The 15,267-nt window shown below is 35.2% G+C and carries 13 protein-coding genes; all 13 read right to left on the bottom strand.

The features are described 5' to 3' along the window. Nucleotides 1-214: 214 nt before the first annotated feature. Nucleotides 215-1,036: a SigB/SigF/SigG family RNA polymerase sigma factor gene (locus tag ACO5GE_RS01530; protein ID WP_484829162.1), complete on the bottom strand. Its 822-nt coding sequence runs from the start codon at nucleotides 1,034-1,036 to the stop codon at nucleotides 215-217. After that, on the bottom strand, nucleotides 1,037-1,462 hold the full coding sequence (locus ACO5GE_RS01525; RefSeq protein WP_484829161.1) for an ATP-binding protein: 426 nt from the start codon (nucleotides 1,460-1,462) through the stop codon (nucleotides 1,037-1,039). Between the two features lie 21 nt (nucleotides 1,463-1,483). After that, on the bottom strand, nucleotides 1,484-1,807 hold the full coding sequence (locus ACO5GE_RS01520) for an STAS domain-containing protein (RefSeq protein ID WP_484829160.1): 324 nt from the start codon (nucleotides 1,805-1,807) through the stop codon (nucleotides 1,484-1,486). Nucleotides 1,808-1,829: 22 nt separating this feature from the next. Continuing rightward, on the bottom strand, nucleotides 1,830-2,087 hold the full coding sequence (locus ACO5GE_RS01515) for a hypothetical protein (protein ID WP_484829159.1): 258 nt from the start codon (nucleotides 2,085-2,087) through the stop codon (nucleotides 1,830-1,832). 99 nt (nucleotides 2,088-2,186) lie between these two features. After that, a complete protein-coding gene (locus tag ACO5GE_RS01510) occupies nucleotides 2,187-2,468 on the bottom strand; it encodes a YtxH domain-containing protein (protein WP_484829158.1) in 282 nt (93 codons plus the stop codon). A gap of 118 nt (nucleotides 2,469-2,586) precedes the next feature. Further along, complete coding sequence (gene gyrA / locus ACO5GE_RS01505) at nucleotides 2,587-5,040, bottom strand: DNA gyrase subunit A (RefSeq protein ID WP_484829157.1); 2,454 nt, start codon at nucleotides 5,038-5,040, stop codon at nucleotides 2,587-2,589. A gap of 14 nt (nucleotides 5,041-5,054) precedes the next feature. Further along, complete coding sequence (gene gyrB, locus ACO5GE_RS01500; protein WP_484829156.1) at nucleotides 5,055-6,971, bottom strand: DNA topoisomerase (ATP-hydrolyzing) subunit B; 1,917 nt, start codon at nucleotides 6,969-6,971, stop codon at nucleotides 5,055-5,057. Between the two features lie 11 nt (nucleotides 6,972-6,982). Next, nucleotides 6,983-8,050 (bottom strand): DNA replication/repair protein RecF, encoded by a 1,068-nt coding sequence (recF, locus tag ACO5GE_RS01495; protein WP_484829155.1) that lies wholly within the window; start codon nucleotides 8,048-8,050, stop codon nucleotides 6,983-6,985. Nucleotides 8,051-8,057: 7 nt separating this feature from the next. Continuing rightward, nucleotides 8,058-8,270, bottom strand: a complete 213-nt coding sequence (gene yaaA, locus ACO5GE_RS01490) for a S4 domain-containing protein YaaA (protein WP_484829154.1) — start codon at nucleotides 8,268-8,270, stop codon at nucleotides 8,058-8,060. A gap of 831 nt (nucleotides 8,271-9,101) precedes the next feature. After that, complete coding sequence (locus tag ACO5GE_RS01485) at nucleotides 9,102-9,377, bottom strand: hypothetical protein (protein ID WP_484829153.1); 276 nt, start codon at nucleotides 9,375-9,377, stop codon at nucleotides 9,102-9,104. Between the two features lie 1,024 nt (nucleotides 9,378-10,401). Then, nucleotides 10,402-11,178, bottom strand: coding sequence for a Cof-type HAD-IIB family hydrolase (locus ACO5GE_RS01480; protein ID WP_484829152.1), 777 nt, complete (start codon nucleotides 11,176-11,178; stop codon nucleotides 10,402-10,404). Between the two features lie 244 nt (nucleotides 11,179-11,422). Continuing rightward, a complete protein-coding gene (locus ACO5GE_RS01475) occupies nucleotides 11,423-12,682 on the bottom strand; it encodes an efflux RND transporter periplasmic adaptor subunit (RefSeq protein ID WP_484829151.1) in 1,260 nt (419 codons plus the stop codon). Nucleotides 12,683-12,895: 213 nt separating this feature from the next. Then, nucleotides 12,896-15,253 (bottom strand): ABC transporter permease, encoded by a 2,358-nt coding sequence (locus tag ACO5GE_RS01470; protein ID WP_484829150.1) that lies wholly within the window; start codon nucleotides 15,251-15,253, stop codon nucleotides 12,896-12,898. Between the last annotated feature and the right edge of the window lie 14 nt (nucleotides 15,254-15,267).

Genomic DNA, 15,267 nt, shown 5'->3' with positions numbered 1-15,267 from the left:
GAATGAGTTTACAGATCCTGTTCATTCGCACCATATTTTCTATAGGAGTCATTTTGATTGACAGACACGACATTCTTTGAAATGGGCTTGGTATCTGATAGAATAAGTTGATTTCAGAAAAAAAGCTGTAACCAATACTTCTTTTCAATTGATTTATAGATATAGTTCTCTTTCAATCCTCTTTCCATCAATGTGATGAGAAGTCTCTTCTTTGCTATCCTTCACCCATCGTTCTCTCATATTCTTTTTTAATTTTAGAAAGCACTTTCTTTTCAATTCTGGAAACTGTCATTTGTGAAATGTCTAATTCTTCTGCGATTTTCATCTGTGTTTTTTGCTGAAAGAAACGTCCTACAATAATATTACGTTCCACATCATCCAATTTTTGGAACATTTTTTCAAAAAAATCTCTATTTTCAATTTCAGAAAAGCTTTTGTCTTCCCCTCCCAAGACATCAATCAGAGAAACTTCCTTATCTTCTCCACCATTTTCATAAGTCACATCAAGAGATTTCAGGTGGTATACCTGTGATGCTTCCATCACTTCCATCACTTCTTCTTCCGAAATCTCAAGATATTCTGCAATATCTTTCACTTCAGGAATGGCTCCTTTTTCATTTTGTAAATACTCTCTGGCTTGAGTTACTTTTTTGGACAGTTCCTGTATTTTTCTCGGAACACGAATAGACCAACCTTTATCACGAAAATATTTTTTGATTTCTCCAATGATGGTAGGAGTTGCAAAACTGGAAAATTTGAACCCTTTTGTAACATCGTATCGTTCGATTGCCAAAATAAGGCCTAAGGATGCCACTTGAAAAATATCGTCATACTCAATCCCTTTATTCAAATATTTCTTGGATAAAATTTCTGCAATATAGAGATTTTTTTGAATCAATTCATTTCTCAGTTCTCTGTTCTGTTTGTCTTCACTATACAAAAGGAATAATTCTTTTTCACTCTTTCCAAGGAATTTAGGATTTTCAGCAAAAGCATGTTCAGTTTTTTGATTGCTCTTTCCATTTTCCTTATTCATTTATTTATTATCCTCCAAAAACTTTGACATTCGAATCGTGGTGCCTTTTCCTACTTCACTGTCAATTGTTACTTCATCCATCAAGCTTTCAATAATGAAAAATCCCAGTCCGTTCTCCTTCATTTCTTCTATAACAGGTTCTTTCACTTCATTCGTGTCAAATCCGACACCTTGATCACTGACTTGAATCGTCAATTTGCCCGGTTCCAATTCAAAATGTAATGAGAATGTATCTTTTTGAGAATGGCGAATCGCATTTGCACATGCTTCAGAAAGAGCAATCTTGATGTCTTCTATTTCTTCTACATTAAATCCGATTGTATTAGAGATAGCAGAAACTGTTAATCTCGCTACTGAAACATATTCAGGATTTGTAGGTAAATCCATTGTAATACAGTCTTTTTTTGTTATTTTATCTTGAACCAATGAAAACTCCGCCTTTCTATATTATGCTTCCTTTACCTCAAAAAGTCGAGTCATACTCGTAATTGTAAATACCTTATATACACTCGGTTTCAGACCATGAAGTGAAATCTTCTTTTGATTGGCTTTCAATACCTTCAGTGCACCAATCAATACTCCCAATCCTGTTGAATCAATATAGTCCAAATTCGTCATATCGATGGATAAATCTTTATCAGGATACTCTTTTACCAATTCTTGTATCTCTTCTTTGAATTTTTCACAACCATAAATATCAATTTCGCCCGATACAACCATCTCAGTTTGATTGTTCTCTTCACTGTATTTTTTTTCCACTATAACTGACATATCAAATCAACCTCTCCTTTTCTTATTGTTTCTTAATGCTCCTAATTGCTCCAAACGTTGTCAGTGCTTTGATTACTTTTTCGGATGTTGCAAAAACATTGTCCACAGAATCTGTGATTTCTGCTATGGAACCTGTAATTTCTTTAATACTTTTCTCATTATCCTCTAATATATGATTTATTTTTTTTGCTGTGTATGCAAAATCTCTAAGTGTTACTGCTCCAAAGATGCAAAGAATCAAAAATCCTATTCCGGCTAACAATACTCCAATTTCCCACATATTGAATCCTCCTCACTTTAAATTTATGTAATTGGGAAAGAGAAAAAAACTCTCATCAAATATCCTAATTTTTTAATGAGAGCTTTCTCTTACACTTACTTATTCTTCTTCGTTGTCAATAAAATTCTTTGAAAAAACAAGCTTGTCGTCATCATCATAATAGAAGATTTCTTCATCATCCGATTGAATTGCTTCTTTCAAATTTTTTCCTAAATCTTTTGCGACGTCTACAAAGTCTTTTGTCTTATCTGTAATACATGCCCTAATTTCTTTTCCTTGTTTCGGTGCAATTAACATTCCAAGTAAAATTCCTGCGCTCATGCCCAGTACAGTCGCTCCTATCGTTTGCAATAAATGTGATTCTCTTCTTTTTGTAAACATAATTGCCCTCCATTTCATATTTTAAATACAACTACACTTAGATATTACCCGAAAAAAATTCTTTTAACCATAGTTTGTAACTATTTTTGCATAAATTCTTATTTTCTTCAAAACAATCTTACAAATTGGAGGATTCTTCCTCATCTTCACTGATTTCAATTTTTTCAAACGAAGCAATGTCTTGATTTTCTGCCGTTTTCATCAATCGAACTCCACTTGTAACACGACTTAATATGGAAATTCCCTTTACTTCCATACGAATTAAGGTTCCGTCTATATTGACAATCATAATCTCATCTTCATTTGATACGACTTTTCCTCCTACCAATCGTCCTGTCTTTTCGGTAATCTTATAGGTTCTTGAACCTTTTCCTCCTCTTGTTTGAAGGTTGTATTCTGCAATCGGTGTTCTCTTTCCGTATCCACGCTCTGAAATAATCAGTACATCTTTTTCAGAATCTGCAATCATCATGGAAACAATTTCGTCTCTGTCCTCCAAATTCATTGCACGAACTCCCTGTGCAATACGTCCCATACTTCTGATGTCACTCTCACTGAACATAATCGCTTTTCCGTTTCGTGCAACACAGATGATGTTGCAAGTTCCATCTGTCAATTCCACGCCAATCAGCTCATCGTCTTCTTTAAGTGAAATGGCAATCAAACCGTTTCGATTGCTACGTTGGAATTCTTCCAAAGGTGTCTTTTTCATAATTCCTTTTCGAGTACACATCACAACAAAATCGGAAGATGCCTGCTCTTCACGAATGGAAAGCATGGTATTGACTTTTTCTCCTTCTTCCAACGGAAGAATATTTACAATATTGGTGCCCTTTGCTGTTCTGGAACTTTCCGGAATTTCATAAGTGTTCAAACGATAAATTCTTCCCATATTCGTAAAGAAAATCACCTTACTGTGGTTGCTGGTCAAAAGCAATTTATCCACAAAATCTTCATCTCTTGTGGACATCGATGCAATTCCTTTTCCACCTCTCTTCTGCGTCTTATAGGTATCGATTGCCACCCTTTTGATATATCCCAAATGTGTCAAGGTAACTGTTACTTCATCGTCAGGTATCATATCTTTGATATCGATATCCTCATAGGATGCTAAGAAAGTCGTTCTTCGTTCGTTGCCATATTTCGTTTTGATTTCCAAAATTTCTTCTTTGATAATGGAAAGAAGCAGTGAACGATCTGACAAGATTTCTTGATAATAATCTATTTTTTGTTGTAAGTCTTTTTGTTCGTCTTCCAATTTTTCTTTTTCCAAGCCTTGCAATCTTCTCAACTGCATATCCAAAATGGCTTTTGCCTGAATTTCGGAAAAATCAAACCGTTCTATCAATCGTTCCATCGCATTGGAGTACGAAGAACGGATAATTGCAATGACTTCATCAATATGGTCGATTGCTTTTAACAAACCTTCTACCAAATGAATTCTATCCTGTGCTTTTTTCAAATCGAACTGTGTTCTTCTTGTGACAACTTCTTCCTGATGTTTCAGATACAATCGCAACATCTGCTCCAATGTCAGCACTTTCGGAATGTTGTTGACCAATGCCAACATGATGATGGAAAACACCTGTTGCAACGGAGAAAACTTAAATAATTGATTCAATACAATATCGGGATTTACATCTCTTCTCAATTCAATGACGATTCGCATTCCTTTTCGGTTACTTTCATCTCCGATATGGGTGATTCCGTCAATTCTCTTATCTTTCATCAACTCTGCAATTTTTTCGACCAGTCGTGCTTTGTTCACTTGATAGGGAATTTCCGTCACGACAATTCTCGTTTTTCCTCCCGACATTTCTTCAAAGGACGTTTTTGCACGTTGAACAACTTTTCCTCTTCCTGTTCGATATGCTTGCAACATGGAAGAATTTCCCATAATGTGGGCTCCTGTCGGAAAATCCGGTCCTTTGATGTGTTTCAGAATGTCTTCCAAGGTTGCCTCTTCATTGTCAATCAACTCTACGACCGCATCGATGACTTCACCTAAATTATGAGGTGGAATGGAAGTCGCCATCCCGACTGCAATCCCGTTAGAACCGTTGACCAACAAATTCGGATACCTTGCCGGTAAAACACTCGGTTCCCATTCATTTTCATCGTAGTTTGGAACCATATCAACTGTCTCTTTGTTCAAATCGCGAAGCATTTCCATGGACAATTTTTCCATTCTCGATTCGGTATAACGCATCGCTGCAGCACTGTCTCCGTCAATAGAACCGAAGTTTCCGTGTCCGTCTACCAAAGGATATCTCATCGAAAAATCCTGTGCCATCTTAACCAAGGCATCATACACTGCCGTATCTCCATGTGGATGGTATTTTCCCAGTACATCCCCTACAATGGTAGCAGATTTTCGGTAAGGTTTGTCCGGTGTCAAGTTGTTCTGTCCCATACTGTATAGAATTCTTCTGTGAACGGGTTTCAAACCGTCTCTTACATCAGGAAGTGCACGACCTACAATAACACTCATCGCATATTCAATATAGGATTGCTCCATTTCATGTTTCAAATCAACTTCAATAATCTTATCTCTCATCTGTTCTTGACTCATCGTAACCCTCCTTTCTAAATATCCAAATTCTTCACATACTGTGCATTGTTATGAATAAACTCTCTTCTCGGTTCTACCTTATCTCCCATCAACATAGAGAAAGTGTCGTCCGCTCCCGAAAAATCCTCTACCGTTACTCGAAGCAAGGTTCGTGTATCAGGATTCATCGTTGTTTCCCAAAGTTGTTCCGGATTCATTTCTCCAAGACCTTTGTATCGTTGAATGCCCGGTTTATTTCCTTCTCCGAACTCTTGTAAAATAGCGGGAAGTTCCTTTTCATTATAGGCATAGACTTCTTTTTTTCCACGGTGTATCTTAAACAACGGTGGCTGTGCAATATAGACATATCCATTTTCAATCAACGGTTTCATATAACGGAACATGAACGTAAGAAGTAATGTACGAATATGCGCTCCGTCGACATCGGCATCGGTCATAATAACAATTTTGTGATAACGAAGTTTGGATTCATCAAACTCTTCTCCGATGGAACAACCAAATGCAGTAATCATATTTTTAATTTCTTCTGACGTCAAAATACGATCCAATCTTGATTTTTCAACATTTAATATCTTACCACGAAGGGGCAAAATCGCCTGTGTTTTTCTATCTCGTCCCTGTTTTGCAGAACCTCCCGCAGAATCTCCTTCGACAATATAAATTTCGGACAATGCCGGATCTCTTTCACTGCAGTCTGCCAGCTTACCCGGAAGAGAAGTGGAATCCAATACTCCCTTTCTTCTGGTCAAATCTCTCGCTCTTTTTGCCGCCTCTCTTGCACTTCTTGCATTCATTGCCTTTTCAATAATAATTTTGGCAACTTGAGGATTTTCTTCCAAATAGGCTCCGAAATACTCTGCCAAGAACGAATCTATTACAGAACGCACTTGCGGATTTCCAAGTTTTGTTTTGGTCTGTCCTTCATACTGTGGTTCCGGTAATTTGACGGAGATAATTGCCGTCAAACCTTCTCTGACATCTTCTCCGGAAAGTGACTCTTCTTTATTTTTATTTGATTTTTTTACGTAATCGTTGATGGTACGCGTCAAAGCAGTCTTGAATCCAACTAAGTGCATCCCACCTTCTATGGTGTTGATATTATTCGCAAAAGAATAGATATTCTCGATATAAGCATCTGTATATTGAATTGCTATTTCCAAATAATATTCATCAATCTGTTTTTCAAAATGAATGACATCAGAGTGTAACGGTGTCTTATTTTTATTTAAAAATGCAACAAACTCCTTGAGTCCTCCAAGATACGAAAACTCTTTTTTCTGTTCCTGTCCGGCTCTCTTATCCTCTAATACAATGGAAATTCCTTTGTTTAAAAAAGCAAGCTCACGCAATCGATATTCCAATGTTTCATAGCGATATTCCAATTCGTCGAAAATTTCCGCATCCGGTTGAAATTCTACCATTGTTCCTGTATCTTCAGATACTCCGACTTCTTGCAGTTCTCCTTTGGAGATTCCCTTGCTGAACTCCTGTGTATAAACTTTTCCGTCTCTTTTTACCGTTACTTTCAAATAGGTGGAGAGTGCATTTACAACAGAAACCCCAACCCCATGAAGACCTCCGGAAACTTTATATCCACCTGTTCCAAATTTTCCTCCGGCATGGAGTACGGTCAAAACAGTTTCTACAGTAGATTTTCCTGTTTTCGGATGCAGTTCGGTCGGAATTCCACGTCCGTCATCAATGACACGAATCGCATTTCCTTCTTCAATTGCCACATAAATCGTTTTGCAATATCCGGCAAGTGCCTCGTCAATTGCATTGTCTACCACTTCGTACACTAAATGGTGTAATCCCTTTGCACCGGTAGAGCCGATATACATTCCGGGACGCTTACGAACCGGTTCCAACCCTTCTAAGACTTGAATCTGTTCAGCTCCATACTGAACATTCTTGTTTTCTATTTCAGACATTTCCTTGCCTCCTACCCTTCCTCAATACTAATCCTACCGTTTTCTACAGCATAAATTGTTCCGTCATCCAAAAATTTTTCTGCAGTTGTAACAAATACTTGTGTGTTTGTCACATAGTCCAACAACATCTGTTGTCTGGAGCGATCCAATTCACTGAAAATATCATCCAACAGTACAATCGGATACTCTCCCGTATCTTCATAAATCATTTGAATTTCCGATAATTTCAATGAAATAGCAGCACTTCTCTTCTGTCCTTGCGAACCGAAATGACGAATATCCATCTCGTTGATGACAAGTGCTACATCATCTTTATGAATTCCTCTTGTAGAGTGTTTTCGAATCAAATCGTGTTCTTTTCCATCCATCAAATAACGTAAGTATTCTTCTTCCGATATTGCATACACATTCGGTTCATACTCAATTTCAAGCACTTCTTTTTTAGAAGAAATTTTGGAATGAATCTCCTGTGCAAACTTTCTTATATGCTCAATAAATTCCTCTCTCATCTTATGAATCTGAAATCCGGACTTTGCAATCTGCTGTGTATAAATCTCAAGCAACACCTCGTCAACTTCCTGTTTCAACAAAGTATTTCTTTGATTCAACACCTTGTAATATTCCGACAGAATCCGATAATATCGTGGTTTTAGTTGTGAGATTTCACGATCCAAAAACAGCCTTCTCTCCTTCGGTCCGTCTTTGACCAATTTCAAGTCATCAGGAGAAAACACGACGATATTCAATACGCCAAACAAATCTTGTAACTTTTCAATCGGAACAGAGTTTATTTTGACAGCTTTTTTGATTGATTTTCCAAGTTTCATATCAATCGTGTACCGTCCATGAAGATTTTCAACTATTGCAGATACCGTTGCAGCGTCCTGTCCAAATGCAACCATATCCAAATCTCTTACAGTACGAAAGGAACGCCCGACCGAAAAGAGAGAAATTGCTTCCAATACATTCGTCTTTCCCTGTCCGTTTTGTCCCACAAAAACATTGGCACCTTCTTTGAAAAGCAGTTCCAACTGTTCGTAATTTCTGAAATTTTTTAATGTCAGTTGATGAATCTTCATACAAACCCTACTCTACAACAATCAATTCTCCGTTTATTTCCACCTTGTCGCCTGAACGAATCTTTTTTCCGCGACGTGTTTCAATCTCACCGTTTACCTTAACTTCTTCTGACAAAATACGAACCTTTGCCTCTCCACCTGTCGAAACTTGATTGGATAATTTCAACAACTGATCTAATTTGATAAATTCAGTATCGATTTTAATTCTTTGTTCTTTCATTTCTTACATTCCTTTTCTTTTTCCGTTTCTTTTAACAACATCATAAAATATACTTTTTAAAATACAATTTTATGTAAATTTTTTCCTTATTCTCACAAGAAATAAAATTCCTAAAAAAAGTCCGAAATCATAACTTCATTTCAGTTTATTATTTTCATTTTATAATCGTAATTATATCATATTTTATAAAATAATACAAATTTTGCTATGTATTTACAATTTTCTTTCATTCTTTTGTATTTTATCTTAAAATATATCAAAATAAAAATTTGAGGCTTTTTTTACATTATTTTTATGTTTACCACAAACTTAAATTAAAAATAGTAATAAACAATATAAAAATAGTTATGATATTGTACATACAAAAGATGTATCGTAATAAAAACAAAACGATATTATGTAATATCAAACACTGTTTGAAAAGAAGAATTATATACTTATGAAAAAGAGAATATGTGATTGACATTAGAAAAATAGATTAGGATAGCTTTCATTAGTGATTACTGTGAAAACACAATTTTTTACAAAAAAAGACATAAAAATCTTTTGATAGTTCAAACATAAAAAATACTCAGCCAACAGTATCAGGAATATTTCATAAACACTATTTTGGTAATACAGATATATGATAAACTTTTCGTATTTTGTTGTAAATTTATGTTAATATTGCTTTCATTTATCATCATTCCTTAAGTTATAAATGTTTCGTATGATTACAAAAAGAACAGATGAGATACACCTGTTCTTTTTGATAAATTATATTTCATTTCGTAATAGAATTGTTTTTTGATTGTCATCTTTCCAAATCAATAGGATGATATTGTCTTATTTTTACAAAAGATGGTAGAGAAAATCAACAGCATGAGCCATAAACAAAAGGAAGAAAAGGATTGAAAATATCAAATCCCGTTTATTTTTCTCTTTGATAAAACTATAGATACCGTAAATATAGATTGGAATGGATACTATGATAAATAATATCATAAAAGGCTTTGGGATATTTTCGATACATTTAAGAAAAGAAAAAAAACGATGTGGCGCATTATAAAGTTGTATCCATGCCAAACAAAACAATTCTATCTTAGCAATTTTGTCTGTTTTTTTCATAATGTTTATTTCCTTAACTAACTTCTCACAACAAACGGTAGAAAAAATCAACAGCATGAGCCATAAATATCACAAATAAAAGAATTGAGAATATCAAATTCCGTTTATTTTTCTGTTTGATAAAAGTGTAGATACCATAGACATAAATTGGAACAGATAGTATTACAAATAGAATCATAAAAGGCTTTGGAATACTATTTATCCATTTTAAAACACGAAGGTGATGTGGAATGTCGTAAGTTTGCATCAACACCATGCAAAACACCTCTACATTTATTAAATTTTTTCTTTGTTTTTTCATAATAGATTTTCCTTCTAATAAGTGTCTTATTCTCACAATAAATCGTGGAAAAAGAAAGCAACATGAACCATAAACAAAATGAAGAAAACGATTGAGAATATCAGCTCCTGTTTATTTTTTTCTTTCATAAAAGTGTAGATACCGTAAATATAGATTGGAATAGATACTATGATAAATAATATCATAAAAGACTTTGGGATATTTTCGATACATTTAAGAAAAGAAAAAAGATGATGTGGCGCATTATAAAGTTGTATCCATGCCAAACAAAACAATTCTATCCTAGCAATCTTGCTTATTTTTTTCATAATATATTTTCCTTCTAATAAGTGTCTTATTCTCACAATAAATCGTGGAAAAAGAAAGCAACATAAGCCGTAAATATAATGAAGAAAAGGATTGAGAATATCAAATCCTGTTTATTTTTCTGTTTGATAAAGGTGTAGATGCCATAGACATAAATTGGAATGGACAATATGATGAATATCATCATAAAAGGCTTTGGAATATTATTTATCCATTTGAGAAAACGAAAGTGATTCGGACTAACATAAAGTTGCATCAACACCATACAAAACATTTCTATCGTTATTAAATTATTTTTTTGTTTTTTCATAACAATCTCCCTCTCTATACAGTAGATAAGTTTCTAAATAAGATATATATTCTATATTAACAATATATCTTATCTAAAAGATACAGTATTGTCGCATCATTTATCAATTATCTCTTGTCCATCAAATGATTGAGATATTCAGCTATACCACTCTCATCATTACTGCCAATTACAATATCGGATATTTTTTTTACATCATCGATAGCATTTCCCATCGCAACACCAATTCCTGAAATTTTCAGCATACCTATATCTGAATAATCATCTCCAAAAGCAATTATTTCATCAGTAGATATAGAAAATGATTCACATACGAATCGTATTGAATCCTCTTTTGTTACTCCTTTTTTGGTAAACTTATACCAATGACCATCAGAAAATCTGATGCAATCACAATCTGTTAAAGCATCCTTTAGCTTATTTGCCGTACTGTCATCAAATATTTCAACACACATCTTAAGAGCTTCTTCCCTAAAATTTGAATAATCTGTCCAACTGCTTTGACCCCAAGTTTCACTTGTATTGAACGGATTAACTTTATAGTTCCAATAATGTTTATCAATGGTATCTATAGTAATTTCACAATCAAATCCACATATCTGTTTCGCAATATTTATCATTTCATTTGTCCGTTCTTCCGAGAATGTAGCCTTATAAATATATTCATCATTTTTCTTTACCAAAGCACCTCCGCTTGTAATCAAAATATCCGGATTCAACTCACCCAAAAAATATAGACAGTTCTGCTCACTTCTTGAGGTTGATACCCCTATCAAGTATCCTATTTCTCTACATTTTCTTAATGCTATCAGATTAGCTTCGGATATTGTTTTGTCAGAAGTTAATAAAGTTCCATCCAAATCAAACAATAATAATTTCCCCATTTTTTATTCCTTCACATCATAATTAGTAATTATTACAAACATTTTCATCAAACCAATCTAATACTCTTTGCGTATTCATGGGCATAGAATTTCTATAAGGTCATAAGGCAAGGATTCGCTTTTAGGACTAATATTTGTAGTCAAAAAATTTGATTACAAATATCCCTACTCTTTCTCCCACATGTTACAAAATACCATCTCTATCTCCTAAATTTCAGTCAACTGATAAGGACTGTCTCTTTTATTACTTTACTTTTTGCTCGGACTTGACTGCAATATTTTCTTTGAGTCCTTCTATATTCGGATCTTTGATGACTTCATCTCCTTCTTCCAGTCCCTCTTCAATCACATATTTGGAATTGCTTTCGTATGCAATGCTCACTTCCTGAATGACCGCTTTTCCGTTCTTCACAACAAATACCGCATCTTTTCCGTCTTTGGAATGGAACATTGCGGATTTTGGTATGGTGATGACATCTTTCATCTCTTTTAGAACAAAGTCAAGAAGGACATCATAGTTTGCAGAGATATTCAAGGTTCCCTTGTCTTGAATGGAGACGGTAACTTTCACCTTTTTTTCGTCTAATCCGAGACCGGAGCGTTGCTCTGTTGCATAAGCACTGATTTCTGAAATAACACCGGTACCGGAGAGGTCTTCACTGTTGGTTTCCTGACGAATGTTCACTTTGTCACCGACATGAAGATAAATGACATCGTCTGTCAATACATAACTTTCGATTTGCAAGCGATCTTTGTTAATGATGGTAACAACGGGTGACTGAAGTTGAGCCAGTTCTCCGGGCTTTACCAAAATTTCCGAAACAATGCCGTTGATAGGAGAACGAAGTACCGCTTTTTGTTTCTGATTTTCCAATAATTTCATATTTTCTAAAACGGACTTTTGTTGACCATCATACATTTTGTCGGTTCCTGCTTTCGGTTTACCCTGTTCATAGATGAGATTCAGTTGTTTTTCCTGTGCATTTTTCTTGATTTTGAGCTGTTTGTACGACAGCTCCAAGTTATCCAATTCGGATTTTGAAATGGAACCTGCTTCATACAACAGTTTGGCATCCTGAATGTTTTTTTCCAAATCTTGCATTGCAACTTTTGTACTTTCAATTTCCAGCTTCTGTGCATCAATTTGCGACTGATACATCGGCGGCATACTCATCTCTTTTTGTCCTTGAATGCTCTGTAAATTTCCTCGAAGTTGTGCAATTTGGTGTTCTATTTGTGAGGAATCAATCGTAAGGATTGCCTGTCCCTGTGTGACAGGTGTATTTTCTTTTACGGCGGTCAAAACAACTCCGTTCAGCTCGGCGGACAGCGTCACCTTATCTGCACTTACCACAGAACCGTTTTCTTCAATAGTATCCTGAAAGTCTGTCTTTTCAACTTGCTCGGTATTGACGGTCAATTTATCGGTAAGGTGTATGACCGAAATTCCAAGTATTAGAGCTAAAATAGCACCTGTTAACATAAGTTTGTATTTCTTCTTCATCTTTTAACACCTCTTGTTTGATAGTATTTCCTATTTATAAAAAGTATTCCCATCTCATTTTTGTACGATATACCTTTTGACTTTCCTTCTATCATCGAAGTTTGAAATGATAAATCCACAGGATTGCTCTCTGATAGCAATATAATATTCTCACTTCTTACAAGATGATATATCTCACATTGAAGTTGATAACAATGTTATCATAATCTCGTATTATTCACGTTCTTTCAACACTTCCACAATCACCAACTCATTGATTTTTTTTCTTCCCGAATACTGTGCAAGTACCATGGATAGGACAATACACAACAGTGAGATTGCAAATTTGGAAGGTATTATGGTTGTCGGAATACTGAAATTGTCATCTGACAAGGCAATGGAAACATACTTCAACAACACCTTTGTCAACGGAAGTCCGAGAAGTACCCCGAAGAATGCAAGGATTTGCTGTTCCAATGCAATGATTTGAGCAACTTCCTTACGACTCATGCCAAGCACGAGCAGGGAGGACAGCTCTCGATTTCTTTCGGCAATACTGATAATGTAGGAATTGTAGACTACAATGAAACACATAATCGCTCCTAAACTACAAAAAATATACATCATAAATTGAAAATGTGCCATAAATTCCACCATTTTTTGCTTTCTGACTCCGGTGTGAACGACATTCGATACAATATTGCTCTCATCATAGTCTTTTCTGAGTTGTTCTACAGATTCTTGGCTTGCATGAAAAATAAGAGAGGTTGCAATATTTTTTTGATTCAGTAATCCTTCCAATGTTTTTTGACTCATATAGGCGTTGATTCCGACACTTTGCGGAATGATTTTTATTACTTGTACCGGAACTTTTTTTCTTTTTTTCATGAAAGAACTTTCGACATATACCATATCTCCGACTTGCACCTGTAGGACTTCTGCAAGCTTATGTGAAAGAAAAACTCCATCGTTTTGTATCGGAACTTCATGGTTGTGCACGTCTACAATATGATACAAATCGGAATGTTGTTCCACACCGATAATATTTGCCTCTTTGATATGATTTTGATATTGAAACGATACGGGAACTTCCAACAACGATTCAATCTCCGAAACTTCCTGTCTCTTCTTTAGTTCCAACATCGCATCAGATTTGTTTACAACACTCTGAAATTCCATTTTTCCGGTATAAATTTCATTGTAACTGTACTTATCCGTAATGACGGTATCCCATAGGCTGTACATCATAAACATCACTGCAGTCAATGTAAACGAAAGTGTAATTCCAATCAGAATAAAAAAACTGCGCTTTCTGTTACGAGAGATATTGCGAAGCGACATCTTCCCGAAGGTATGAAACAAAAAGGTGAAAGAATCTAAAAAGGTCTTTTTTCGAATATAATGCGGTTCTTCCGCTTTGAATGCATCTAAGGGAGAGAGTAACAAAATTTTCTTTGTTCCAAGATACCCTGCCAGAAAGGAAAACAGAGTACCCATCAAAAGACTGATTCCAAAAACTTGCAAGGACAATGCCTTTGAAATATGTGGAAAATTAAAAAAATCACCATACATATCTACAAGAGAATATAAAATCGGAACGGAAAGTAAGACTCCAAGTACAGAGCCTAACATCCCGAGGATCACGGCAAACATGATGTAATGAAATTGGATGCGAAGATTGGTATAACCGAACGCTTTTAAAATACCGATTTGGGTTCGTTGAGATTGTACCAATCGTTCCAGCATCATAATCTGAATCATGGAAGAAATAAAAAGAAATATCATCGGCAAAATATGACTTGTGGTCTTACATTCCGTAATTTCACCATCTACCGTTACATGACTTGTATGATGTTCCTTTGAGAGAATGGAAGATACGGAATAATGTTTCAAGGAACTCTTAAGAACTTCAGATACATCGGTAAATTCATATCCTTCTTTCAAGGTAAATACAATATTGTTATAGGATTGATTGAGAGATGTCATTTTTTCCATCGTTCTCAATGATGTAATTCCGATTCCGTAGGTACTGTAATCGGGAACAATATCTCGAACATCTTTCAGTGCATAAATAAATTCCGGACTTGCACCGATTCCGCTGATTATGAACGGATTTTCCGTTCCGTTGTACACGACGTAGATGGTATCACCGATAGACAAATGATTGTATTTGGCAAAGTTACTGTCAAGCAAAATCTCATTTTTTCCGATTTTAGGATATGCTCCGTCTTGCAATAAAAACTGATTGACCTGATTGACGGAATCGTCATAAGACAACAACCTGATGTAGATATCATCGCGGCTATGTGGAAAATTCATACGAAATGTTTCTGCAATATGCCCTTCCATTTGAGAAATTCCTTCGATTTGTTTCAAAGATTTGATTTTTTGATAAGGAATGGATTGAATGTCAATAAATCCGTCTGCAAAGTTACAGGAATGATAAAAACTCTGTTGTGCATCGACCAAATTGGCACCCAGCATATCGAATGCGGAAAAAACGGTAATACCGAGCGCAATCAAAACAATAACCGCCAAATTGGATTCTTTTTTTCCTATCAAATCTCGTTTTAATTTTTTGTATAGAATCATGGTATCACCTCCAA

It is taken from the genome of Filifactor sp. (genome assembly GCF_057248345.1).
The sequence above is the reverse complement of the archived record's forward strand: the minus strand, read 5'-3'. Positions and strand labels throughout refer to the sequence as shown.

What these genes read in the sequence shown, in the direction of transcription:
- ACO5GE_RS01530 (WP_484829162.1), bottom strand. Translation starts at nt 1,036, where the DNA reads ATGAATAAGGAAAATGGAAAGAGCAATCAAAAAACTGAACATGCTTTT.
- ACO5GE_RS01520 (WP_484829160.1), bottom strand. Translation starts at nt 1,807, where the DNA reads ATGTCAGTTATAGTGGAAAAAAAATACAGTGAAGAGAACAATCAAACT.
- ACO5GE_RS01515 (WP_484829159.1), bottom strand. Translation starts at nt 2,087, where the DNA reads ATGTGGGAAATTGGAGTATTGTTAGCCGGAATAGGATTTTTGATTCTT.
- ACO5GE_RS01510 (WP_484829158.1), bottom strand. Translation starts at nt 2,468, where the DNA reads ATGTTTACAAAAAGAAGAGAATCACATTTATTGCAAACGATAGGAGCG.
- gyrA (WP_484829157.1), bottom strand. Translation starts at nt 5,040, where the DNA reads ATGAGTCAAGAACAGATGAGAGATAAGATTATTGAAGTTGATTTGAAA.
- gyrB (WP_484829156.1), bottom strand. Translation starts at nt 6,971, where the DNA reads ATGTCTGAAATAGAAAACAAGAATGTTCAGTATGGAGCTGAACAGATT.
- recF (WP_484829155.1), bottom strand. Translation starts at nt 8,050, where the DNA reads ATGAAGATTCATCAACTGACATTAAAAAATTTCAGAAATTACGAACAG.
- yaaA (WP_484829154.1), bottom strand. Translation starts at nt 8,270, where the DNA reads ATGAAAGAACAAAGAATTAAAATCGATACTGAATTTATCAAATTAGAT.
- ACO5GE_RS01485 (WP_484829153.1), bottom strand. Translation starts at nt 9,377, where the DNA reads ATGAAAAAAACAGACAAAATTGCTAAGATAGAATTGTTTTGTTTGGCA.
- ACO5GE_RS01480 (WP_484829152.1), bottom strand. Translation starts at nt 11,178, where the DNA reads ATGGGGAAATTATTATTGTTTGATTTGGATGGAACTTTATTAACTTCT.
- ACO5GE_RS01475 (WP_484829151.1), bottom strand. Translation starts at nt 12,682, where the DNA reads ATGAAGAAGAAATACAAACTTATGTTAACAGGTGCTATTTTAGCTCTA.
- ACO5GE_RS01470 (WP_484829150.1), bottom strand. Translation starts at nt 15,253, where the DNA reads ATGATTCTATACAAAAAATTAAAACGAGATTTGATAGGAAAAAAAGAA.